The following is a 21349-nucleotide window of genomic DNA, read 5'->3' as shown; positions in this document are numbered from 1 at the left end:
CTGAGGCAGCACCTGGCACGGCTGGGACGGAAGTCGCTGTCGTTCTCAAAATCGGTGGAGCTGCATGACAAAGTCATCGGGCATTATCTGAACATAAAACACTATCAATAAGTTGGAGTCATTACCAAAGTTATGAAATATATTCTCTTCGTTAACTTATAATTAAGAGAAAAAAACTCACCGCATGGCCATTTAAGCCAGGAATAAATTAGCTTCCCGTTCATCATTTTTGTGATCTTGCGCACATCTTTGAGATAACGCACTTTCTTCACCAGTACGTTGCACGCTTCGTCAGCAGAAGATTGCAACAATCTTTCAGAAGGCCGCGAATCCCCCGTTTTGTCGTGGTAATGTATGCACTTTGTGTTAGACGGGATAGGTTTTTAAGATGGAAAAACTGCGGGTAGGAATCGTTTTTGGTGGTAAATCAGCGGAACATGAAGTGTCTCTGCAATCGGCAAAAAACATTGTCGATGCCATTGATAAAAGTCGCTTCGACGTTGTGCTGCTGGGCATTGATAAACAAGGGCAATGGCACGTCAGCGATGCCAGCAATTATCTGCTAAATGCAGACGATCCTGCCCATATTGCGTTACGCCCTTCGGCGACCAGCCTTGCGCAGGTGCCAGGTAAACATGAGCATCAGCTTATCGACGCGCAAAACGGTCAGCCGTTGCCGACGGTGGATGTCATTTTCCCGATTGTCCACGGTACGCTGGGCGAAGATGGTTCCTTGCAGGGAATGCTGCGGGTCGCCAATTTACCGTTTGTAGGTTCTGATGTTCTGGCTTCAGCAGCCTGTATGGATAAAGATGTCACCAAACGTCTGCTACGCGATGCCGGGCTGAACATTGCGCCATTTATTACTCTGACGCGCGCTAATCGTCACAACATCAGTTTTGCCGAAGTGGAGTCTAAACTGGGGTTACCACTGTTTGTAAAACCGGCTAATCAGGGCTCTTCTGTTGGTGTCAGCAAAGTAACCAGTGAAGAACAGTACGCAATTGCCGTCGATCTGGCGTTCGAGTTCGATCATAAAGTGATCGTTGAGCAAGGGATCAAAGGTCGTGAGATCGAATGCGCAGTTCTGGGCAACGACAATCCGCAAGCCAGCACCTGTGGCGAGATCGTACTCACCAGCGATTTCTATGCCTACGACACCAAGTACATTGACGAAGATGGCGCGAAAGTGGTAGTTCCGGCAGCCATTGCACCAGAGATCAACGATAAGATCCGGGCGATTGCCGTTCAGGCTTATCAGACGTTGGGATGCGCAGGCATGGCGCGTGTAGACGTGTTTTTAACCCCAGAGAACGAAGTGGTGATCAACGAGATCAACACACTGCCTGGCTTCACCAACATCAGTATGTATCCGAAGCTGTGGCAAGCCAGCGGTCTGGGTTACACCGATCTGATCACACGTTTGATTGAGCTGGCGCTGGAGCGTCACGCTGCGGATAACGCATTGAAAACCACAATGTAATATTTTAACGCCCGATAATATTCTTATTGGGCGTTTTCAGTTTCTTCATCGCGACGACGAATAATCAACCCCGCCAGCCAGAAACTAATCACCCACGTCACCAGACCGACGGCATAGGTCTGCCAACCTTTTGCTTCAAATCCCAGTAGCCCCACCACGCCATTAAGAATGAATATAAGGCCAATGGCGAACGCATAGTAGTGCCAGTCACGGCGGATTTTTACAGGCAGATTCATGGCAGCTCCGTTAACGAAAAACAACATCCTTGCATATTCTGTAACAACCGTCTGTGGTGTAGACAACATTTTTGTAATTGTTAATAAATTTAACTTAAGGTTGCCATTTTGTGACTCACAACGAAGATTCACGCTTCGGGAATATTCCCAACATCAATTTACCATGATTCTGATATTGACAATCTAAATGACCTGTCAGACTTGCCATAAGCCGCTGGTATCACACCAGAAGAGAAGCAGATGACTTCCGGAGGTTTTTATGGCTGATTTCACCCTGTCAAAATCGCTGTTTAGCGGAAAATATCGCAATGCCTCTTCAACGCCTGGCAACATTGCCTATGCGTTGTTTGTGCTGTTTTGCTTTTGGGCTGGGGCGCAATTGCTGAACCTGTTAGTGCATGCGCCCGGCGTCTATGAGCGTTTAATGCAGGTCCAGGAAACAGGTCGCCCACGGGTGGAAATTGGTTTAGGTGTCGGCACCATTTTCGGGCTGATCCCGTTTTTAGTAGGCTGCCTCATTTTTGCAGTGGTGGCGCTATGGCTGCACTGGCGACATCGCCGCCAGTAAGATTTACGTTGCCAGATACGGCCTAAAACGCCTTATCTGGCATGACATTCCTGTTTGATCACTGTTTCATACAACGCGCCCGCCGTTCGTCTACGCGCTTCGCAAACCAGGCCGTAGTCAGGTTGCGGGTGATTTTCGGGCTTTCCAGTTGAATGCCAGGCAACATTTCGCGGGGTAGTGATTTACCCGTTTTCGCTTCGGCAAGTTGATAAACTTTCTTGTACAGCGCCGTCTCCTCAAAAGAGAAGCTGTCACCTTTCTCTAACTGACGGCGAATTTCGCTGTCGCTCATCCCCAGTTTTCCCGCCAGTTTGCGCGTTGCCAGTTCGGTTTTCCCGGGTTCTTTACTGTCGTAACGAATTAAATCACCGTCCAGTGCCAGCTTCACGCCGCTGGCCTTACTGACTGCGTTCTGAAACGCGGCATTACGGCTGGCGTACCAGCCAGCGTTAAAATCAGCAAAGCGGTATATCGGTGCGCTATAGCTGGCGGGATAATTCAGTAAATGGTAAGTACCAAACCACAACCCGCCGCGGCGACTGAAGACTTCCTGACGAACTGTACCGTCCATTTTCCACGGATACCCTTTGGTATGCTGTTCGGCAAAAGCAATGCTGACCTGCATCGGCCCACCGGTGCGCACAGGATTAAGCGAACCAAACAGCGTCTGCCCCATTGGTACCATGCTGATCAGATCGTCAAAAATCGCGCTCAATTGCTTTTCTGTACGCACCGAATCTAACCGTTCGCTATAACTTTTGCCGTTTGGCGATTTGATTTTTAGCGCGGTATGAACCAGAAAAGCAGGAATGTGCATCCGTTCAGCACGACGGTCAATCTCTTGCCAGGCGATCTTGCTTAAGCCCGGAACGGCCGGATCTGCCTGATAATTTGACTCCTGCTGCGCCACCGCCAGCACCGAGCAGACGTTTTCCAGCGTCGGTGCCAGCCCCTGACTTTCAAAGGTGGTGGCGAGATCTTTCGCCCAGGCATCGCGGTCTTTCACGCTCGCAGGCATCTTCTGCCGCACGACGCTCGCCACATCTATCGCTTTTTCGCCCTTTTTCAACGGTTGCGGAGCCTGACTACTACACCCCGCTAAAACCAGAACCGCCAACAATGACAGCGAAGATAGAGGATTGACGCGCGACATTACTTCTCCTTTTTAGCTCAAGGTATGGGTTACTTCCTGAATTTTGTCACCATCCAGTTCATGTTCAAAGCTGCGCAGACGTTTGTAGATAGACATCAACTCAACCAGTGTGGTCCATGAGTTAATCAGGTACTGGAAAGCACCGCGAACCTGACCAAAAACGTTGGTAATCTGCGTCATCAGGCCGAGCGTAATCGTACCGGCAACAATTGACGGAAACAGCAAGAACAAACCGAAAACGTTATCGACCTGCAAATAGAGAATGCGGGCGATGTTGAAATACATATAGTGAAAATAGAGGCGGAAATAGTTTTTCCGCACGGCGCTAAACAGCTCGCGTACCGTAGGCGGCGTCGCACGCGTGGCATCGTCTTCACCATAAACCAGCTCTTTACGGTAGGCGGCCTCTACTCGCTGGTTTTTAAACTCCAGCCCCGGCAGTTTGATCCCTACCACTGCCAGCAATCCGGTCCCCATCAGCGACCAGACGATAGCGGCAATCACCAGACCATACGGAATGTGCCCGATAATCGGCAGCTCCGGCACATGCGTGGAGAGCGTTACCAGCACCGGCAGGAAGGCGATCAACGTCATGATGGCGTTGATAAAACTGACGCCCATATTCTCCAGCGTTGAAGCAAAACGCATGGTGTCTTCCTGCACACGCTGTGCGGCCCCTTCGATATGACGCAGTTGTTGCCAGTTCGCCATGTAATATTCGTTCATCGCCGTACGCCAGCGGAACACGTAGTGACTGACAAAGAAGTTGTTCAGCACACTGATCACCACAGCGATCAGCGCAATCCCCAGAAAGACGCCCACTTCGCGGTAAAATTGTTCGATAGTGACTTTATGCGGCGAACTTAGCGCGGTTTGAATCAGATCATAGAACGGTGCATACCAGGCGTTGACGGCGACCCCGACTTCCACCAAAAACCAGGTGACGAAGATGATCAGTGCAGTACCGAGTATTGACCAGTATTGCCAACGGTGCGGGCTGTAGATAAACCAGAAAAATGCAAAAAGTCCTACGCAAACAATGTAGTAAGCGTAAAAAATCAGGAAATCCAACGACCAGAAACGCGCGGCGCTAATCGGGATCTGCCCGGAAGCGCCAGTGATACGCGCCACCCACTCTCCCCCACCGGCTTGCCAGAAGATAACGGCAATCAATGCCCAAACAAAGGCCGAGAGAAAAAACGCTCCCGGCTTTGGGAAAAAAGACTTAAACATATGCACTCCTGCTAACTTCTTATCGTTTTAACAACTGCTGTGTATTAACCGCATGACCGCTACAAAGCGTCAGCCAAATGAAACCGCCCATTGTGACCCATAGCAAGGCGCTTAGTTCGCCAGCCTGACCATAAGAATTGTTTCGACGGATTTCACAAACCAAAGATTGTTTACATAAGCGGATTAACACGCGCAGGATCACAAATGCAGGCATTGGTGAGCAGAAAAAAGATCGTGTTTACGCGCCGTTACGTTTTTAACACTATTATTGCACTAATTCGCCCTTTGCAATCCATCAATGAGTAGTATAAATACGCTCAGTTACCTTCATTCAATCTATGGACACCACCGTTGAAACGTAGTCTGCTTTTTTCTGCCGTGCTGTGTGCGGCGTCATTGACCTCCGTCCATGCGGCGCAGCCGATCACTGAACCGGAGTTTGCCTCTGATATTGTCGATCGTTATGCCGATCATATTTTTTACGGCAGCGGTGCCACGGGGATGGCGCTGGTTGTTATCGACGGTAACCAGCGCGTCTTTCGTAGTTATGGCGAAACGCGACCTGGTAATAACGTTCGCCCGCAGCTGGATTCGGTCGTGCGTATTGCTTCCCTCACCAAACTAATGACCAGTGAAATGCTGGTGAAATTGCTCGACCAGGGGACCGTAAAGTTAAACGATCCGCTAAGTAAATATGCTCCGCCAGGCGCACGCGTGCCGACCTACAATGGGACGCCCATTACCCTAGTGAATCTGGCAACCCATACCAGCGCCCTGCCCCGTGAACAGCCCGGTGGCGCGGCACATCGTCCGGTGTTTGTCTGGCCAACGCGCGAACAACGCTGGAAATACCTTTCTACGGCGAAGCTAAAAGCCGCGCCAGGCAGTCAGGCGGCGTACTCTAACCTTGCGTTCGACCTGCTGGCAGATGCACTGGCGAATGCGTCCGGCAAGCCTTATACCCAGTTGTTTGAAGAGCAGATTACCCGTCCATTGGGGATGAAAGACACCACCTACACCCCCTCACCGGATCAGTGCCGCCGTTTAATGGTTGCTGAGCGCGGTGCCAGTCCGTGCAATAACACGCTGGCGGCAATTGGCAGCGGCGGCGTCTATTCCACGCCTGGCGATATGATGCGCTGGATGCAGCAGTATTTGTCATCTGATTTTTATCAGCGCAGTAACCAGGCAGATCGCATGCAGACGTTGATTTATCAGCGCGCGCAGTTTACGAAAGTGATTGGCATGGATGTCCCCGGCAAAGCGGATGCGCTTGGTTTAGGCTGGGTATATATGGCCCCGAAAGAGGGTCGTCCGGGGATTATTCAGAAGACAGGCGGTGGTGGCGGTTTCATTACCTATATGGCGATGATCCCGCAGAAGAATATTGGCGCGTTTGTGGTGGTCACTCGTTCGCCGTTGACGCGCTTTAAAAATATGAGCGATGGCATCAATGACCTGGTGACCGAGCTAAGCGGGAATAAACCGTTGGTTATCCCCGCATCCTGATTAATACTCTGAAGGCAAACGGTTGATAGCGACCAGTTTGCCTTTATTCATTTCGATATAGCCGCCTTTACGCAAAGCAGCGAGAACTTCTGCGACGACAGAACGCGATATGCGTGTACGTTGATGGATATAATTCATCACACCAATACGTGATCGCAATTCTTCATTCCAGTCAATCATTGATAATAATGTTGCGCGGATTTGTTCGTAGGAATTATGCCCAATGAGCTGCACGTCGCGTAATTCCAGAATTCTATTTTGCCAGGCTAACCAGTAAAAAGCGTCTCGCCAGAGTTGATTTTGTTCAATAAGCGTAATGGTTTGTTTGGCTGGTAGATGATATCCCGTACAATTTCCTTCTGATATTAATTTGTATGGTATATCGTTTTTCATTAAACCATCAGCCAGCCCCATAATATAAGGAGCCTGGGTAATACCGATAAGTACGTTTTCTTCTCTACGCAGAGAGATAACGCCCTCTAAAATAACGAAAGTATCTTCGTTATTGACATCACTGGAAAATATAACTTGCTTTTCATTATTAAACTCGAAGCGCGTACCGTATCTGGACAAACATTTATCGAGCTTACCAAATTCCTGAAGAGGTTTAACTACAGATAACATTTGCGCGTCCTTTGCAGTAATGCCCGTCAAATCCTTGACGGGCATTATTTAGATTAAATTACCAGAATTTCTTCGGAGTGAAGAATATTACCAGGTATATTTAACACCCACGTTCGCGGACCAATCTTGATCTACGTCACCACCACCGAGGTAGTTAGCATCGGTATAGGCGCTGAAGTTCTTGGTGAAGCTGAACTGAGTACCCAGACCAACACGTACCGCAGACCCTTCAGTACCGTTATCGATGGAATCACCGTTCACATCGTTATCGTTGTTAGAGTCGTCGTAGACGTAAACCAGTTTGAAGTACGGAGTCAGAGCCTGGTCTTCGCTGTAGGTGAAGGTATAACCTGCATCTACACCCAGTTCATAACGCATGCTGTCGTAAGACTGACCGTCAACTTTCATGTCGTTGCTCAGCTGGTAGTCATCACCAGACTGGAACAGACCAGAAATGCTGCCGTAAGGAGTCACATAACCAGCATCACCCAGTTTGAAGTCGTAACCGGCTTTCAAGCCGAAGCCCCAAGCGTCGGAGTTGGTGCTACCGTCAACGTAAGTACCGTTGCTCATGGTTGCAGACAGGTCGTTGTTGAAGTGAGAGTAGCTCAAGCTACCATCAACAAAGACGTTGTTCGCGAAGTGAGCAGAAGAGTAGATGTAGGCAGTCTGGCTGTCTTGATCTACCTGACCAGAACGGTCATTCATGTCACCTTTAGCGAAGCCTGCAGCCGCACCGACGATCCACTTAGCGTTGTTACCGTCAATTTTGGTATCAACACCGACCATGATGCCGTTAACATCCTGATCATAGTTGATGGTGCCGTTGTCGCCGTTGAAGTTACCACCGAAGTAGCTTACCCATGCGCCGCCGTTATCAGCCAGGCCATGACGAGAGTTGGTCAGACGAGTACCAACGGTGTCTTGTTCCAGGTTCCAGATATTGGTGTTCGCAGAAGGGATGCTCAGCGCCATGTTAGCGTAGTCGGTCAGCTCCATCTGTTGCAGAACAACGGTGTTACCGCGCTGTTCAGCCTGATAGGTGTATGCACCCAGGTCAGCTTTGTTAGCAGCAGAGAAGGTCGCGTTGGTTTTGGTATCATCGATATAGATGAGCTGCTTACCTGCGTAATCAGCAATCGCGCCAGCACCAGTGGAGTTGTCGATACGAACTTTGTAGTTACCGGTTGCAGCTACAACGTTGTCAACAGAGCTGTTGTCAACTTCGTCGCCATTATTAATGTCGTTGTTACCATTAACGGTCAAGTGACCATCAGAGTTCATCGCAATAACACCATAACCATAGTTAGCTTTGCTGGTGTCGTTGGTACGATCGTTGACGAGGTCTGCATTCAGGATGTAGTCATTACTATGAATGTCAAACACACCTGCGTAAACATTACCGTTGTTATCTTTAACGTTGCCACTGGTCAGTTCCAGAGTATCAGTTGCAAATACGCTGGAGATGTCATTCATGTTGGTGTTTACATCCAGCACACCACCGTTAGTAACGGTAATGGTGTTGGCGTACAGCGGTGCAGATGTCCAAGCTGAAGCAGTATCTTCACCGAAGTTAACAGTAGAGAAGGTATCAATGATCAGGTGATCAGTGTTAACTTCACCGTTAACTTCCATTGAAGAACTACCGTTCAGAGTGATGGTGTCGGAAGTCAGGGAAGAATCTGCACTCACGTTAACCTGAGAACCGCTGTTGATAGCCAGGGTATCGATCAGAGAATCTTTCGTGGTTTCCCAATCAGAACCATTGTTCAGAACAACATCGAATACGCCACTCTGGAATGCGTTAGCGTTATCAACACGATTCCAGCCATCTTCAGAGTAAGAAGCGTACGGGTTCAGGCTGTTTGGCGCAACGTCGTAGAAGGCTTCGTCAGCAACAACAACGTCATAATCAATATTCGCTGAACCAACCCATTTGGTGTTGTTCAGAGTCAGGTTCAGGTGATCGACGTTCTGATCGTCAGTAGCCCAACCGCCATGAGTGTAAGCAGTGGTAGAGTTGTCAATCAGGTGACCCGTCGCGTCAAAGTTAGCGTTCCAGGTACTGTCAAATACAACGTCGCCAAGCAACTGAGAATTGTTGAATGTAACGTTGTTGACCATACGATAATCAGAAGTGTCATCATCTATGAAGGCTAATGCAACATCATCAGCACCTGATGCACCATTACCATAGTCGCTTGGCTCAACAGAGTTGCCAAAATGACCACGATCTGATTGTTCGTCTTCTGAGAGCGAACCTGAAGTTACAGTGGAATTATTAACAACGATATTGTTGTCCCACTGATGACCTTCAGTATTGTAAGTCGCATTACCTAAATCGTTTTGAACCAGAGTAATACCTGCAACATGGGAGTTGTTGCTGATATTGATGTTACTTTCAACATCCAGAGTTACAGCGGTGCCAAGAGCAGCTGTTACCAGACGATCATAATCTGTTTTAGACGTTTTACCGTCTGCATCCAGATAAGTATCATTGAAGTAGAATGCATCAAAATCATCGTCAATTGTTGAGTTCGCGATGTTCAGAGTGAAAATATCGCCATCTACCCAATCATGACCAGTATAATCGCTACCGTTGGTCCAGACGTAATCACCGTATCCGATCTGATCGGAAGTAATCATACCGTGAATATTTGAGTTCGTAATATTCAGAGTATTAGCGGTATCTGTTCCATAGTCGTGATTCAGATAATAAGTAGAAATTACACCATTAACGGTATCGCCACTAAATACAGTATCAAAATAACCATCAGCCGCATGGTCGTATACATAGCCACCATACGTCAAATAGTCGTGATCAGTTTTAGTATTGTCGCCCCAATTGAATAGAGTGACTGCGTCATCGTGATACCCGAATGTATTATAAGTAGTTGCATTAGCCTGAGAGGTGATAGCCAGAGTGCAAGCCAATGCTAATTGTGATACTACAAGTTTCTTTTTCCAGGAGTGCATTTGTCATCCCTCCTCAGGGACGTAATAAGTTGATCCATCAATTATCAATGCATAGAAAACATATTATGTTTCGCGCTAATGATTATGCTGCGTTACAGACGAATGGTTCAATTATTCTTTCCCCTAAGTCCGAATGTGGACATATATAACCCATGGAGAAAAACACGCATCAAATTGATAAAAGGGCGATATTTCAACATGTTGCAGATAATGTTATTTTTGATACATACGCGTTATAAATATCAAAAACACAAACCAGATAAATATCTTATCAATATACAACAAAGTTTGAATTATTCAATTTATAGCAGCACAACCAAACGCCAAAAAAATAATAACCAAGAGCTATAAATAAAGATTAAAAATATTTTCAGTGAATATGAAATTATTGCTATTTCTATTACAAAGATGTCCTGGTCTCTCTTTCATTCTCTTCTTGTCAACATCACGACAACTTTCGTAAAACACTCCTGCCCCGCTTCAGGTATACTGTGCACCTTAATTCCACAAACATCAGGCAGACCATGACAGACTTAATCCAACGCCCTCGTCGCCTGCGCAAATCTCCTGCGCTGCGCGCTATGTTTGAAGAGACAACACTTAGCCTTAACGACCTGGTGTTGCCGATCTTTGTTGAAGAAGAAATTGACGACTACAAAGCCGTTGAAGCCATGCCAGGCGTGATGCGCATTCCAGAGAAACATCTGGCACGCGAAATTGAACGCATCGCCAACGCCGGTATCCGTTCCGTAATGACTTTTGGCATCTCTCACCATACCGATGAAACCGGCAGCGACGCCTGGCGGGAAGATGGACTGGTGGCGCGTATGTCGCGCATCTGCAAGCAGACTGTGCCAGAAATGATCGTCATGTCAGACACTTGTTTCTGTGAATACACTTCTCACGGTCACTGCGGTGTGCTGTGCGAGCATGGCGTCGACAACGACGCGACTCTGGAAAATTTAGGCAAGCAAGCCGTGGTTGCAGCTGCTGCAGGCGCAGACTTCATCGCCCCTTCCGCCGCGATGGACGGCCAGGTACAGGCGATTCGTCAGGCGCTGGACGCTGCAGGCTTTAAAGATACGGCGATTATGTCGTATTCGACCAAGTTCGCCTCTTCCTTTTATGGCCCGTTCCGTGAAGCTGCCGGAAGCGCATTAAAAGGCGACCGCAAAAGCTATCAGATGAACCCAATGAACCGTCGCGAGGCGATTCGTGAGTCACTGCTGGATGAAGCCCAGGGCGCAGACTGCCTGATGGTTAAACCTGCTGGAGCGTACCTCGACATCGTGCGTGAGCTGCGTGAACGTACTGAATTGCCGATTGGCGCGTATCAGGTGAGCGGTGAGTACGCGATGATTAAGTTCGCCGCGCTGGCGGGTGCTATAGATGAAGAGAAAGTCGTGCTCGAAAGCTTAGGTTCAATTAAGCGTGCGGGTGCGGATCTGATTTTCAGCTACTTTGCGCTGGATTTGGCTGAGAAGAAGATTCTGCGTTAATTTTTTTCCTCTCAAAAAGGGGGAGTTAACCTGTTGAAAGTACGGTGAACGCCCCCTCACCCTAACCCTCTCCCCAAGGGGGCGAGGGAACCGTCCGCACTCGTATCACCCCGCCCGATAAAACGGTTTATCCCCAAGAATCGTCGCCCGATGCATAATCCGTCGCTGTGGCAGGTAATCGGCATTGGCATAGTGCTGGGTCACGCGGTTATCCCAAATCGCAATATCATTTGGTTGCCAGCGCCAGCGCACCTGAAACTCCGGTTTAGTGATATGAGCGAATAAAAAACTTAACAAGGCTTCGCTCTCTTTCTCGCTCACATCAACAATTCGCGTAGTAAAGCCTTCATTCACAAACAGCGCCTGTTTACCGCTCACCGGATGCGTTCGCACCACCGGATGTAGCAACGGCGGATTTTTCGCGACCGCCTCGCGCCAGCGTTGATGTTCCTCCTCGGTTTTGCGGTATTTGTATTCCGGGAACGATTTACGGAAATCATGCTCCGCACGCAGCCCGCTCAGCAGCTGGCGGAAGGGAACAGAGAGCGCCTCATAGGCCGCAATACCGCTGGTCCAGAGCGTATCACCGCCGGTCGAAGGTAACTCTTTAGCTGCCAGAATCGCCCCTGCGGGTGGCGTTTCAATAAATGTCACATCGGTATGCCAGTTGTCGTTATCCGGCGGATTATCGTTATGGGTATCCAGCACGATGATCTCGTCAACCCCTTCGGCATGAGGGTAAACAGGGTGAATATGCAGTTCGCCAAAACGCTGGGCCAGCGCGCGTTGCTGCTGCGGCGTAATAGCTTGATCGCGCAGAAATACCACCTGATGGCGCAGCACCGCATGGTAAAGCTGTTCAAACTGATTATCGCTTAACGGGCGCGTCAGGTCGGCACCCGAAATTTGTGCGCCGATATACGGCCCCAGCGGGGTAATACTCAGACGTTCACTCATTGTACTTCTCCATGCCAGGGCGTCAGACGGCGCTGTAACGCGCGCAGACCCAGTTCTAAAAGAAAGGCGATAATCGCAATCACCGCGATCCCCGCCAGTACCACGTCAGTCGCGAGAAATTCACCCGCTGACTGAACCATAAATCCTAAACCGCGTGTCGCGGCAATCAGCTCCGCCGCTACCAGCGTAGACCAGCCCACACCCAGACCAATGCGTAATCCGGTGAGGATTTCCGGCAGCGCGCCGGGCAAAATGACAAACCACAGCACCTGCGCACGGCTGGCACCCAGCGACTGGGCGGCACGAATGCGAACCTGCTGCGCGCTTTTCACCCCCGCCAGCGCCGACATCGCCACCGGTGCAAAAATCGCTAAATAGATCAGTAAGATCTTCGAGGTTTCACCAATACCAAACCAGATCACCATCAGCGGCAAATAAGCCAGCGGCGGCACCGGACGATAAAGTTCGATTACCGGATCCAGAATGCCGCGCACCGTCGGGCTTAGCCCCATGGCGATCCCGACCGGAATACCGATCACCACCGCCGCGAGTAGCGCCAGCACAATGCGCGTCAGGCTGGCTGCCAGATGCTGCCACAGCGTGGCGTCCATAAATCCCTGCGGTCCGGCAATGGTGAGCAGTTTTGCCAGTACTTGTTGCGGCGGCGGCAAAAACAGCGGGCTAATCAGTTGCAGCGCCGCCACCGTCCACCATACAGTGAGTAAAACCGCTAACGTGCCAATGCTTAAGGTCACCTGACGCGAGAGCGGCCAGCGCCATTTCAGCCGCCGCGAATGCAGTTTTTCATTAATGAGCACACTCATGAGAACGCCTCCCGTTGCTCAAATACGCGGCTTAAAACATATTCGCGCATGGCGATGAATTGTGGATCGGACTTGATGCTGCGGCTCGACTCTCCCGCAACAAAGCGGCGAGCAAAGTTGAGCGGCAGCCGCTCCAGCACACGGCCAGGGCCGGATGAAAGCAGAACCAGTTCAGTCGCCATAAACACCGCTTCTTCTATATCGTGGGTAATCAACAGCACCTGCTTGCCCGTCTCCTGCCAGAGTTTCAGCAGCAGAGTTTGCATCTGGTCACGGGTGAAGGCGTCCAGCGCACCAAACGGTTCGTCGAGTAATAACAGCTGGGGATTCGCCGCCAGCGCGCGGGCAATCCCCACCCGCTGACGTTGACCACCGGAAAGCTGCCAGATAAAGCGTTTTTCTGCGCCTTCCAGCCCCACTTTTTTCAGCATCTGGTGCGCGATTTCCAGTCGCTGCATTTTCTCTATACCTGCCAATTGCAGGCCGAACGCCACGTTGTCCTGTACATTGCGCCACGGTAGTAGCCCTTCATTCTGAAAAACCACCCCGCGCTCTGCTCCCGGTCCCTCAATACGCTTACCCGCCAGTTGAATGCTGCCATGCTGATAAGGCACAAAACCGGCAATCAGATTCAGCAACGTGGTTTTACCGCAGCCGGACGGCCCCAGCACCACCAGTAGCTCGCCGCTTTCCAGCGTCAGGTTGATATCTTCCAGTGCCGGTTTGCCGCCATAATCGGCGTAAAGATGAGAGATTTGCAGCATCTGCGCCTCCTTTTATTGCACGAAGCGCGAGGTAACGTACTGGCTGTAATCATTCGCTACAGCCGGGACCTTGCCCTGCTCTTTCAAAAACTGCGCGGTGTCGATGATCGCTTTGTTCACCGGTCCGGTCAGTTCTACCGTTTGTTGCTGCGGCGTCAGATAGGTATTCCCCTTCACCAGCCCCGGAACGTCACCTTCCGGCACGCCGCTTAAACGCGCCAGTTTGCTGATGTTTTCCGGCTGTTTCAGCCACGCGTCTGGGTTAGCAATGTACGGTTGCTGAGCATCGATGGCGCTTTTAGCGAACGCTTTCACGACCTCAGGATGTTTCTCGGCAAAATCTTTGCGCACCACCCAGACGTCCAGCGTTGGCGCACCCCACTGCCCGACCTGTTCAGAATCGGTCAACACCTTGCCGTCTTTTTCCAGGGCGTTAACCGCCGGTGCCCAGACATAAGCACCATCAATATCACCCCGCTGCCATGCGGCGATAATCGCGGGCGGCTGCAGGTTCACAATCTCCACTTGCCCGGGTTTAATCCCCCAGTGTTTCAGCGCCGCCAGCAGGCTGTAGTGGGTGGTGGAGATAAACGGTACGGCAATGCGTTTGCCAATCAAATCTTCGGGTTTGCTGATAGTTTTCTTTACCACCAGCGCTTCGGAGTTACCCAGTTTTGACGCCAGCAAGAAGACTTCAATCGGCACCTGTTGGCTGGCTGCAACCGCTAATGGGCTGGAACCGAGGTTGCCGATTTGCACGTCGCCAGAAGCCAGCGCCCGCACGATGCTGGCTCCGCTGTCAAACTTACGCCAGTCCACGGTTGCTCCGCTTTCTTTAGCAAAGGTGTTGTCGGCCTGAGCCACTTTCGCCGGTTCGGCTGAGGTTTGATACGCCACGGTGACGTTCACCGCCTGTGCCTGAAAAGCGATGAATGCCAGTGCGGCAAGAAGTGTGTTACGCGATGAAATTGCCATGATTGTCTGCTCCCCTGTCTTGTTATGTGAGCAGTATTCAGGAATAAAAACATTCATTAAAAGAATTAGTCGTTATCGCACAGATGATTTTATTCTTAGCAAAAAAACGGCAAAGGAAAGATTAAATATGCAATTACTCCGTTCTAACAATTGGGAAAATTACTACACTTCATTTTAGTGATGCATAAACAACCACATTACGAGATTTATTACTTCATTATTTCTATCAATATCAATACATATAATAAAACTATTATATTCGCATTGTATATATCACTGTATCATTCTCAATCACTCGCATATTACATTCACATAATGTATATAAACAATACTTGTTCACAGAACATATTTTTTAAATGCAATTAATTGACAAACTAAATCACATCTAAATACAATGTATAAAACAAAATAACTATACATACCAAACATACAAACACTTAACATATGAATTGCATAAAAACATTACCCAGTCGAACCTCCGGGTCTGAAAGCCCTTGCTTTTCAGTTATTAGCAACATTTAACATTTATAAATTAACATCTGGCTGCGCCAGAGATTACGTCTCTGAGTGCATCGTTGTGCTTGTAGTATAATAAATAAAATGGAGTGTCATTAAGTGGATAAGGTTTTAGATTCAGCCCTCCTTTCTTCGGCAAATAAAAGAAAGGGTATCCTTGCTATTGGCGCACATCCTGACGATATAGAATTAGGCTGTGGCGCATCGCTTGCTCGTCTTGCGCAAAAAGGAATTTATATCGCAGCCGTGGTGATGACTACCGGCAACTCTGGTACAGATGGAATAATCGATCGCCATGAAGAATCGCGCAACGCCCTAAAGATATTAGGGTGCCACCAAACTATTCATCTTAATTTTGCTGACACCCGCGCTCATTTACAGCTCAATGATATGATTTCCGCTCTGGAAGACATCATTAAAAATCAAATTCCTTCTGATGTTGAAATCATGCGGGTATATACCATGCATGATGCCGACCGCCATCAGGATCATCTCGCTGTTTATCAAGCTTCAATGGTTGCCTGCCGCACTATTCCACAAATTCTCGGCTACGAAACCCCAAGTACCTGGCTTTCATTTATGTCTCAGGTTTTTGAATCCGTTAAAGAAGAATATTTCACAGTCAAACTTGCTGCATTAAAAAAACATAAAAGCCAGGAACGACGTGATTATATGCGTCATGATCGCCTGCGTGCAGTTGCACAATTTCGCGGGCAACAGGTCAATAGCGATCTGGGTGAAGGCTTTGTAATTCATAAAATGATTCTTTGAGCAAATTGCATGAAAACCTGGATATTTATCTGTATGTCCATAGCAATGTTGCTATGGTTTTTAAGTACGCTAAGACGTAAACCCAGTCAAAAGAAAGGCTGTATTGACGCCATTATACCTGCGTATAACGAAGGCCCGTGTCTGGCGCAGTCACTGGATAATCTACTGCGTAACCCTTATTTTTGCCGGGTAATTTGCGTTAACGACGGCTCCACGGACAATACCGAAGCGGTCATGGCGGAAGTCAAACGCAAATGGGGCGACCGCTTTGTTGCCGTCACGCAAAAAAATACCGGTAAAGGTGGTGCGCTGATGAATGGCCTCAATTATGCCACCTGCGACCAGGTTTTTTTAAGTGATGCCGACACCTATGTTCCGCCCGATCAAGACGGAATGGGCTATATGCTGGCAGAAATTGAGCGCGGTGCTGATGCCGTAGGCGGCATTCCCTCTACTGCGTTGAAAGGCGCGGGGCTGTTACCGCACATCCGCGCGACCGTAAAGTTGCCGATGATTGTTATGAAGCGCACGCTACAGCAGCTCCTGGGCGGCGCACCGTTTATTATCAGCGGTGCCTGCGGGATGTTCCGTACTGATGTATTGCGTAAGTTCGGTTTCTCGGATCGTACTAAAGTCGAAGACCTTGATCTCACCTGGACATTAGTGGCAAACGGCTACCGTATTCGGCAGGCGAATCGCTGCATCGTATACCCACAGGAATGCAACAGCCCGCGTGAGGAGTGGCGTCGCTGGCGGCGTTGGATTGTGGGATACGCGGTCTGTATGCGCCTGCATAAAAGACTTTTATTTAGCCGCTTCGGTATCTTCAGTATATTTCCTATGCTGTTGGTTGTGATTTATGGCGTTGGGATTTATCTCACTACCTGGTTTAATGAATTCATCACCACCGGGCCGCATGGTGTGGTGTTGGCAATGTTTCCGCTTATCTGGATCGGCGTAGTTTGTGTTATTGGTGCTTTTAGCGCCTGGTTTCATCGTTGCTGGTTGTTGGTGCCTTTAGCGCCGCTTTCCGTTGTGTATGTATTATTAGCTTATGCCATCTGGATTATTTATGGACTTATTGCCTTTTTTACTGGACGCGAACCTCAGCGCGACAAACCCACCCGCTATTCCGCACTGGTGGAAGCGTCAACCGCTTATTCCCAACCTTCTGTCACAGGAACTGAAAAACTATCTGAAGCTTAATGTTAAAGAGAAAAATATTCAGATTGCAGACCAGGTAATTATTGATGAAACTGCAGGTGAAGTTGTTATCGGCGCGAATACCCGTATTTGTCATGGTGCCGTTATTCAGGGTCCGGTAGTGATTGGCGCAAACTGCCTGATAGGTAATTATGCGTTTATTCGTCCTGGCACAATAATCAGCAATGGTGTAAAAATTGGTTTTGCCACCGAAATTAAAAATGCGGTTATTGAAGCGGAAGCAACGATTGGTCCGCAATGTTTTATTGCCGACTCGGTAGTTGCAAACCAGGCATATTTGGGCGCACAAGTACGTACCAGTAATCATCGTCTGGATGAACAGCCTGTGTCTGTTCGAACTCCAGAGGGAATTATCGCTACCGGATGCGATAAATTAGGTTGTTATATCGGGCAGCGTTCACGCCTTGGCGTACAAGTTATAATTTTGCCTGGGCGAATTATTTCCCCGAACACGCAACTTGGCCCGCGCGTGATTGTAGAACGTAATTTACCTGCCGGAACTTATTCACTCCGACAAGAACTTATCCGTACAGGAGATTAAAATGATAAAACGGACGTTATTAGCGGCGGCCATTTTTAGCGCATTGCCCGCTTATGCCGGGTTAACTTCCATTACCGCGGGCTACGATTTTACCGATTATTCTGGCGATCATGGCAACCGTAATTTAGCGTATGCTGAACTGGTGGCGAAAGTTGAAAACGCAACGCTGCTTTTTAATCTTTCCCAGGGGCGTCGTGATTATGAAACTGAACATTTCAATGCCACTCGCGGTCAGGGTGCGGTCTGGTATAAATGGAATAACTGGCTGACAACCCGAACGGGTATTGCCTTTGCGGATAATACGCCGGTCTTTGCCCGCCAGGATTTTCGTCAGGATATTAACCTGGCCCTGTTGCCAAAAACGCTTTTCACGACCGGTTATCGCTACACTAAATATTACGATGATGTCGAAGTCGATGCCTGGCAAGGCGGCGTATCACTCTATACTGGCCCGGTGATCACCAGCTACCGCTATACCCATTATGACTCCAGCGATGCAGGTGGTAGTTATAGCAATATGATTTCCGTGCGTCTGAATGACCCGCGCGGCACTGGTTATACGCAACTATGGCTAAGCCGCGGAACAGGTGCTTACACCTATGACTGGACGCCAGAAACACGCTACGGCAGCATGAAGAGCGTCAGTCTGCAACGTATTCAACCGCTGACTGAGCAACTTAATCTCGGGCTGACGGCAGGTAAAGTGTGGTACGACACCCCAACCGATGATTATAACGGTCTGCAACTTGCAGCCCATCTGACCTGGAAATTCTGATTCCTTCTGCCGCCCGCTATCCGGGGCGGCCTTCCCTGCCGATTAGCCCCCCCTTTCCTCTTTGTTTTCCGACCACATTCACCGGATAAATTTTATTCTCCAGTGTTATATACTATAGGGGGGTATGCATTGACATATAGCATACCCCCCTATAGTATATTGCGTGCAGATGATGAGGTGCGAAATGCCCAGTACTCCGGAAGAGAAGAAAAAGGTCCTTACTCGAGTTCGTCGTATTCGAGGGCAGATTGATGCTCTGGAACGGTCGCTGGAGGGTGATGCCGAATGCCGTGCCATACTCCAACAGATCGCTGCCGTTCGGGGCGCGGCTAACGGGCTGATGGCAGAAGTGCTTGAAAGCCATATCCGGGAAACGTTTGACCGAAATGACTGCTACAGCCGCGAAGTCAGCCAATCCGTTGACGACACTATTGAACTGGTTCGAGCCTATCTTAAATAGCTGAATCTATTACCATATTGAGGAAGAGCGAGAGATGAAATCACGTGCTGCCGTTGCATTTGCTCCCGGTAAACCGCTGGAAATCGTTGAAATTGACGTTGCACCACCGAAAAAAGGTGAAGTGCTGATTAAAGTCACCCATACCGGCGTTTGCCATACCGACGCATTTACCCTCTCCGGGGATGACCCGGAAGGTGTATTCCCGGTGGTTCTCGGTCACGAAGGGGCCGGCGTTGTGGTTGAAGTCGGTGAAGGCGTAACCAGCGTCAAACCTGGCGACCATGTGATCCCGCTTTACACCGCGGAGTGCGGCGAGTGTGAGTTCTGTCGTTCTGGCAAAACTAACCTCTGTGTTGCGGTTCGCGAAACCCAGGGTAAAGGCTTGATGCCAGACGGCACCACCCGTTTTTCTTACAACGGGCAGCCGCTTTATCACTACATGGGGTGCTCTACATTCAGTGAATACACCGTGGTCGCGGAAGTGTCTCTGGCCAAAATTAATCCAGAAGCAAACCATGAACACGTCTGTCTGCTGGGCTGTGGCGTGACCACCGGTATTGGCGCGGTGCACAACACAGCTAAAGTCCAGCCAGGTGATTCTGTTGCCGTGTTTGGTCTTGGCGCGATTGGTCTGGCAGTGGTTCAGGGCGCGCGTCAGGCGAAAGCGGGACGGATTATCGCTATCGATACCAACCCGAAGAAATTCGATCTGGCGCGTCGCTTCGGTGCTACCGACTGCATTAACCCGAATGACTACGACAAACCGATTAAAGATGTCCTGCTGGATATCAACAAATGGGGTATCGACCATACCTTTGAATGCATCGGTAACGTCAACGTGATGCGTGCGGCGCTGGAAAGTGCGCACCGCGGCTGGGGTCAGTCGGTGATCATCGGGGTGGCAGGTTCTGGTCAGGAAATCTCCACCCGTCCATTCCAGTTGGTCACTGGTCGCGTATGGAAAGGTTCCGCGTTTGGCGGCGTGAAAGGTCGTTCCCAGTTACCGGGTATGGTTGAAGATGCGATGAAAGGTGATATCGATCTGGAACCGTTTGTCACGCATACCATGAGCCTTGATGAAATTAATGACGCCTTCGACCTGATGCATGAAGGCAAATCCATTCGAACCGTAATTCGTTACTGATTTCCCGCAGGTATACCCCGTCCACTTCAGACGGGGTTCTTAATACTCTCCCTGGGCAGCCGTCCGGGGGATTAACCGTGAGATAATGACTGATGGAACTCATTGAAAAACATGCCAGCTTTGGCGGCTGGCAAAATGTGTATCGGCATTATTCCCAATCACTGAAATGTGAAATGAATGTCGGCGTCTATCTCCCACCAAAAGCCGCGAATGAAAAATTGCCGGTGCTGTACTGGCTTTCGGGCCTGACCTGCAACGAGCAGAATTTCATTACTAAATCGGGGATGCAGCGTTACGCGGCTGAACACAACATTATTGTTGTTGCGCCGGACACCAGTCCGCGAGGCAGTCATGTCGCAGATGCCGACCGTTACGATCTCGGGCAAGGTGCCGGGTTTTACCTGAACGCAACGCAAGCGCCGTGGAATGAACATTACAAAATGTATGACTATATCCGCAACGAGCTGCCGGATTTAGTGATGCAACATTTTCCGGCAACGACCAGAAAGTCTATCTCTGGTCATTCTATGGGCGGGCTGGGCGCGCTGGTGCTGGCGTTACGTAACCCAGATGAATATGTCAGCGTCTCGGCGTTTTCGCCCATTGTCTCCCCATCGCAAGTACCGTGGGGACAGCAAGCCTTTGCCGCATATCTTGGTGAAAATAAAGATGCCTGGTTGGATTACGATCCGGTGAGTCTTATTTCACAAGGTCAACGCGTTGCGGAAATCATGGTTGATCAGGGGTTGAGTGATGATTTTTACGCGGAACAGCTGCGGACTCCAAATCTTGAAAAGATCTGCCAGGAGATGAATATCAAGACGTTAATCCGTTATCACGAGGGTTACGACCACAGCTATTATTTTGTCTCCAGTTTTATTGGCGAGCATATTGCCTACCACGCCAATAAACTGAATATGCGTTGATAATAGTGCACGACTGCCGGATGCGGCGTGAACGCCTTATCCGGCCTACACTTCGCCCGTAAACCGTAGATACTGTTATGGCCTGCAAGTTTTTTCCTGGTCCGGTTTCCCGGATTGCAGGCATGCCAGACACAGCGCCGTCAGGCGCTGTTTTTTTCATCCCTTCCGCGATTTTTACGCCGCTACCGGAT

General features: G+C 49.4%; 22 protein-coding genes. 12 read left to right on the top strand and 10 right to left on the bottom strand.

The window, feature by feature from the left end:
- The coding region (locus ACJHXA_RS22190; protein ID WP_001691633.1) for an IS1 family transposase at positions 1-111 on the top strand (111 nt) is incomplete at its 5' end.
- Here ACJHXA_RS22190 and ACJHXA_RS22185 read toward each other — a convergent pair.
- Positions 105-311 (bottom strand): hypothetical protein, encoded by a 207-nt coding sequence (locus ACJHXA_RS22185; RefSeq protein ID WP_283512362.1) that lies wholly within the window; start codon positions 309-311, stop codon positions 105-107. The genes ACJHXA_RS22190 and ACJHXA_RS22185 overlap by 7 nt on opposite strands.
- 77 nt (positions 312-388) lie before the next feature.
- Between ACJHXA_RS22185 and ddlA the strand changes: the two genes are divergently transcribed.
- Complete coding sequence (gene ddlA / locus ACJHXA_RS22180; protein WP_000413677.1) at positions 389-1483, top strand: D-alanine--D-alanine ligase; 1095 nt, start codon at positions 389-391, stop codon at positions 1481-1483.
- 23 nt (positions 1484-1506) lie between these two features.
- On the opposite strand, the gene ACJHXA_RS22175 is transcribed toward ddlA, so the two are convergent.
- Positions 1507-1719 carry a DUF2754 domain-containing protein gene (locus ACJHXA_RS22175; RefSeq protein WP_001295334.1) on the bottom strand — a complete coding sequence of 71 codons (213 nt, stop codon included), beginning with the start codon at positions 1717-1719 and terminating at the stop codon, positions 1507-1509.
- Between the two features lie 259 nt (positions 1720-1978).
- On the opposite strand from ACJHXA_RS22175, the gene ACJHXA_RS22170 reads away from it, so the two are divergent.
- Complete coding sequence (locus ACJHXA_RS22170; RefSeq protein WP_000763151.1) at positions 1979-2287, top strand: YaiY family protein; 309 nt, start codon at positions 1979-1981, stop codon at positions 2285-2287.
- Between the two features lie 58 nt (positions 2288-2345).
- On the opposite strand, the gene yaiW is transcribed toward ACJHXA_RS22170, so the two are convergent.
- Both yaiW and sbmA read right to left on the bottom strand, forming a co-directional pair.
- Positions 2346-3440: a surface-exposed outer membrane lipoprotein YaiW gene (gene yaiW, locus ACJHXA_RS22165; protein ID WP_000092069.1), complete on the bottom strand. Its 1095-nt coding sequence runs from the start codon at positions 3438-3440 to the stop codon at positions 2346-2348.
- Between the two features lie 12 nt (positions 3441-3452).
- Positions 3453-4673 carry a peptide antibiotic transporter SbmA gene (gene sbmA / locus ACJHXA_RS22160; protein ID WP_000477010.1) on the bottom strand — a complete coding sequence of 407 codons (1221 nt, stop codon included), beginning with the start codon at positions 4671-4673 and terminating at the stop codon, positions 3453-3455.
- Positions 4674-5024: 351 nt separating this feature from the next.
- On the opposite strand from sbmA, the gene ampH reads away from it, so the two are divergent.
- Positions 5025-6182 (top strand): D-alanyl-D-alanine-carboxypeptidase/endopeptidase AmpH, encoded by a 1158-nt coding sequence (gene ampH / locus ACJHXA_RS22155; protein ID WP_000830741.1) that lies wholly within the window; start codon positions 5025-5027, stop codon positions 6180-6182.
- Here the strand turns inward: ampH and iprA are convergent, their stop codons facing one another.
- Together iprA and ACJHXA_RS22145 are read right to left on the bottom strand one after the other, a co-directional pair.
- Positions 6183-6806 carry a hydrogen peroxide resistance inhibitor IprA gene (iprA, locus tag ACJHXA_RS22150; protein ID WP_001295335.1) on the bottom strand — a complete coding sequence of 208 codons (624 nt, stop codon included), beginning with the start codon at positions 6804-6806 and terminating at the stop codon, positions 6183-6185.
- 87 nt (positions 6807-6893) lie between these two features.
- The gene (locus tag ACJHXA_RS22145) at positions 6894-9782 is read right to left on the bottom strand and encodes an autotransporter outer membrane beta-barrel domain-containing protein (protein ID WP_103262111.1); all 2889 of its coding nucleotides are present in this window, start codon (positions 9780-9782) and stop codon (positions 6894-6896) included.
- 524 nt (positions 9783-10306) lie between these two features.
- Between ACJHXA_RS22145 and hemB the strand changes: the two genes are divergently transcribed.
- The gene (hemB, locus tag ACJHXA_RS22140; protein WP_001295337.1) at positions 10307-11281 is read left to right on the top strand and encodes a porphobilinogen synthase; all 975 of its coding nucleotides are present in this window, start codon (positions 10307-10309) and stop codon (positions 11279-11281) included.
- Positions 11282-11386: 105 nt separating this feature from the next.
- On the opposite strand, the gene tauD is transcribed toward hemB, so the two are convergent.
- The 4 genes from tauD to tauA are packed head-to-tail and all read right to left on the bottom strand — an operon-like array spanning position 11387 to position 14801.
- Positions 11387-12238, bottom strand: a complete 852-nt coding sequence (gene tauD, locus ACJHXA_RS22135; protein ID WP_000004027.1) for a taurine dioxygenase — start codon at positions 12236-12238, stop codon at positions 11387-11389.
- Positions 12235-13062 (bottom strand): taurine ABC transporter permease TauC, encoded by an 828-nt coding sequence (tauC, locus tag ACJHXA_RS22130; RefSeq protein WP_000114607.1) that lies wholly within the window; start codon positions 13060-13062, stop codon positions 12235-12237. The genes tauD and tauC overlap by 4 nt, the downstream gene beginning before the upstream one ends.
- Positions 13059-13826, bottom strand: coding sequence for a taurine ABC transporter ATP-binding subunit (tauB, locus tag ACJHXA_RS22125; RefSeq protein ID WP_000939364.1), 768 nt, complete (start codon positions 13824-13826; stop codon positions 13059-13061). Before tauB ends, tauC begins: the two co-directional genes overlap by 4 nt.
- A gap of 12 nt (positions 13827-13838) precedes the next feature.
- Positions 13839-14801 carry a taurine ABC transporter substrate-binding protein gene (gene tauA / locus ACJHXA_RS22120; RefSeq protein WP_001297135.1) on the bottom strand — a complete coding sequence of 321 codons (963 nt, stop codon included), beginning with the start codon at positions 14799-14801 and terminating at the stop codon, positions 13839-13841.
- A gap of 615 nt (positions 14802-15416) precedes the next feature.
- On the opposite strand from tauA, the gene ACJHXA_RS22115 reads away from it, so the two are divergent.
- From ACJHXA_RS22115 to fghA, 7 genes are all read left to right on the top strand, one after another.
- Complete coding sequence (locus ACJHXA_RS22115) at positions 15417-16088, top strand: PIG-L deacetylase family protein (RefSeq protein ID WP_103262037.1); 672 nt, start codon at positions 15417-15419, stop codon at positions 16086-16088.
- Positions 16089-16097: 9 nt separating this feature from the next.
- Positions 16098-17294, top strand: coding sequence for a glycosyltransferase (locus ACJHXA_RS22110; protein ID WP_000860438.1), 1197 nt, complete (start codon positions 16098-16100; stop codon positions 17292-17294).
- Positions 17272-17853, top strand: a complete 582-nt coding sequence (locus ACJHXA_RS22105; RefSeq protein WP_024194469.1) for an acetyltransferase — start codon at positions 17272-17274, stop codon at positions 17851-17853. Before ACJHXA_RS22110 ends, ACJHXA_RS22105 begins: the two co-directional genes overlap by 23 nt.
- Position 17854: 1 nt before the next feature.
- Positions 17855-18628, top strand: coding sequence for a YaiO family outer membrane beta-barrel protein (locus tag ACJHXA_RS22100; RefSeq protein ID WP_000596085.1), 774 nt, complete (start codon positions 17855-17857; stop codon positions 18626-18628).
- A gap of 184 nt (positions 18629-18812) precedes the next feature.
- A complete protein-coding gene (gene frmR / locus ACJHXA_RS22095) occupies positions 18813-19088 on the top strand; it encodes a formaldehyde-responsive transcriptional repressor FrmR (protein WP_001141271.1) in 276 nt (91 codons plus the stop codon).
- 34 nt (positions 19089-19122) lie between these two features.
- Positions 19123-20232 (top strand): S-(hydroxymethyl)glutathione dehydrogenase, encoded by a 1110-nt coding sequence (gene frmA / locus ACJHXA_RS22090; RefSeq protein WP_000842102.1) that lies wholly within the window; start codon positions 19123-19125, stop codon positions 20230-20232.
- A 92-nt stretch (positions 20233-20324) separates the two neighbouring features.
- Positions 20325-21158 (top strand): S-formylglutathione hydrolase, encoded by an 834-nt coding sequence (gene fghA, locus ACJHXA_RS22085; RefSeq protein ID WP_000419049.1) that lies wholly within the window; start codon positions 20325-20327, stop codon positions 21156-21158.
- The last annotated feature ends 191 nt before the right edge of the window (positions 21159-21349 follow it).

The organism is Escherichia sp. WS33, assembly GCF_046486385.1.
Lineage (GTDB): Bacteria > Pseudomonadota > Gammaproteobacteria > Enterobacterales > Enterobacteriaceae > ECMA0423.
This window is presented reverse-complemented; position numbering and strand designations above follow the sequence as displayed.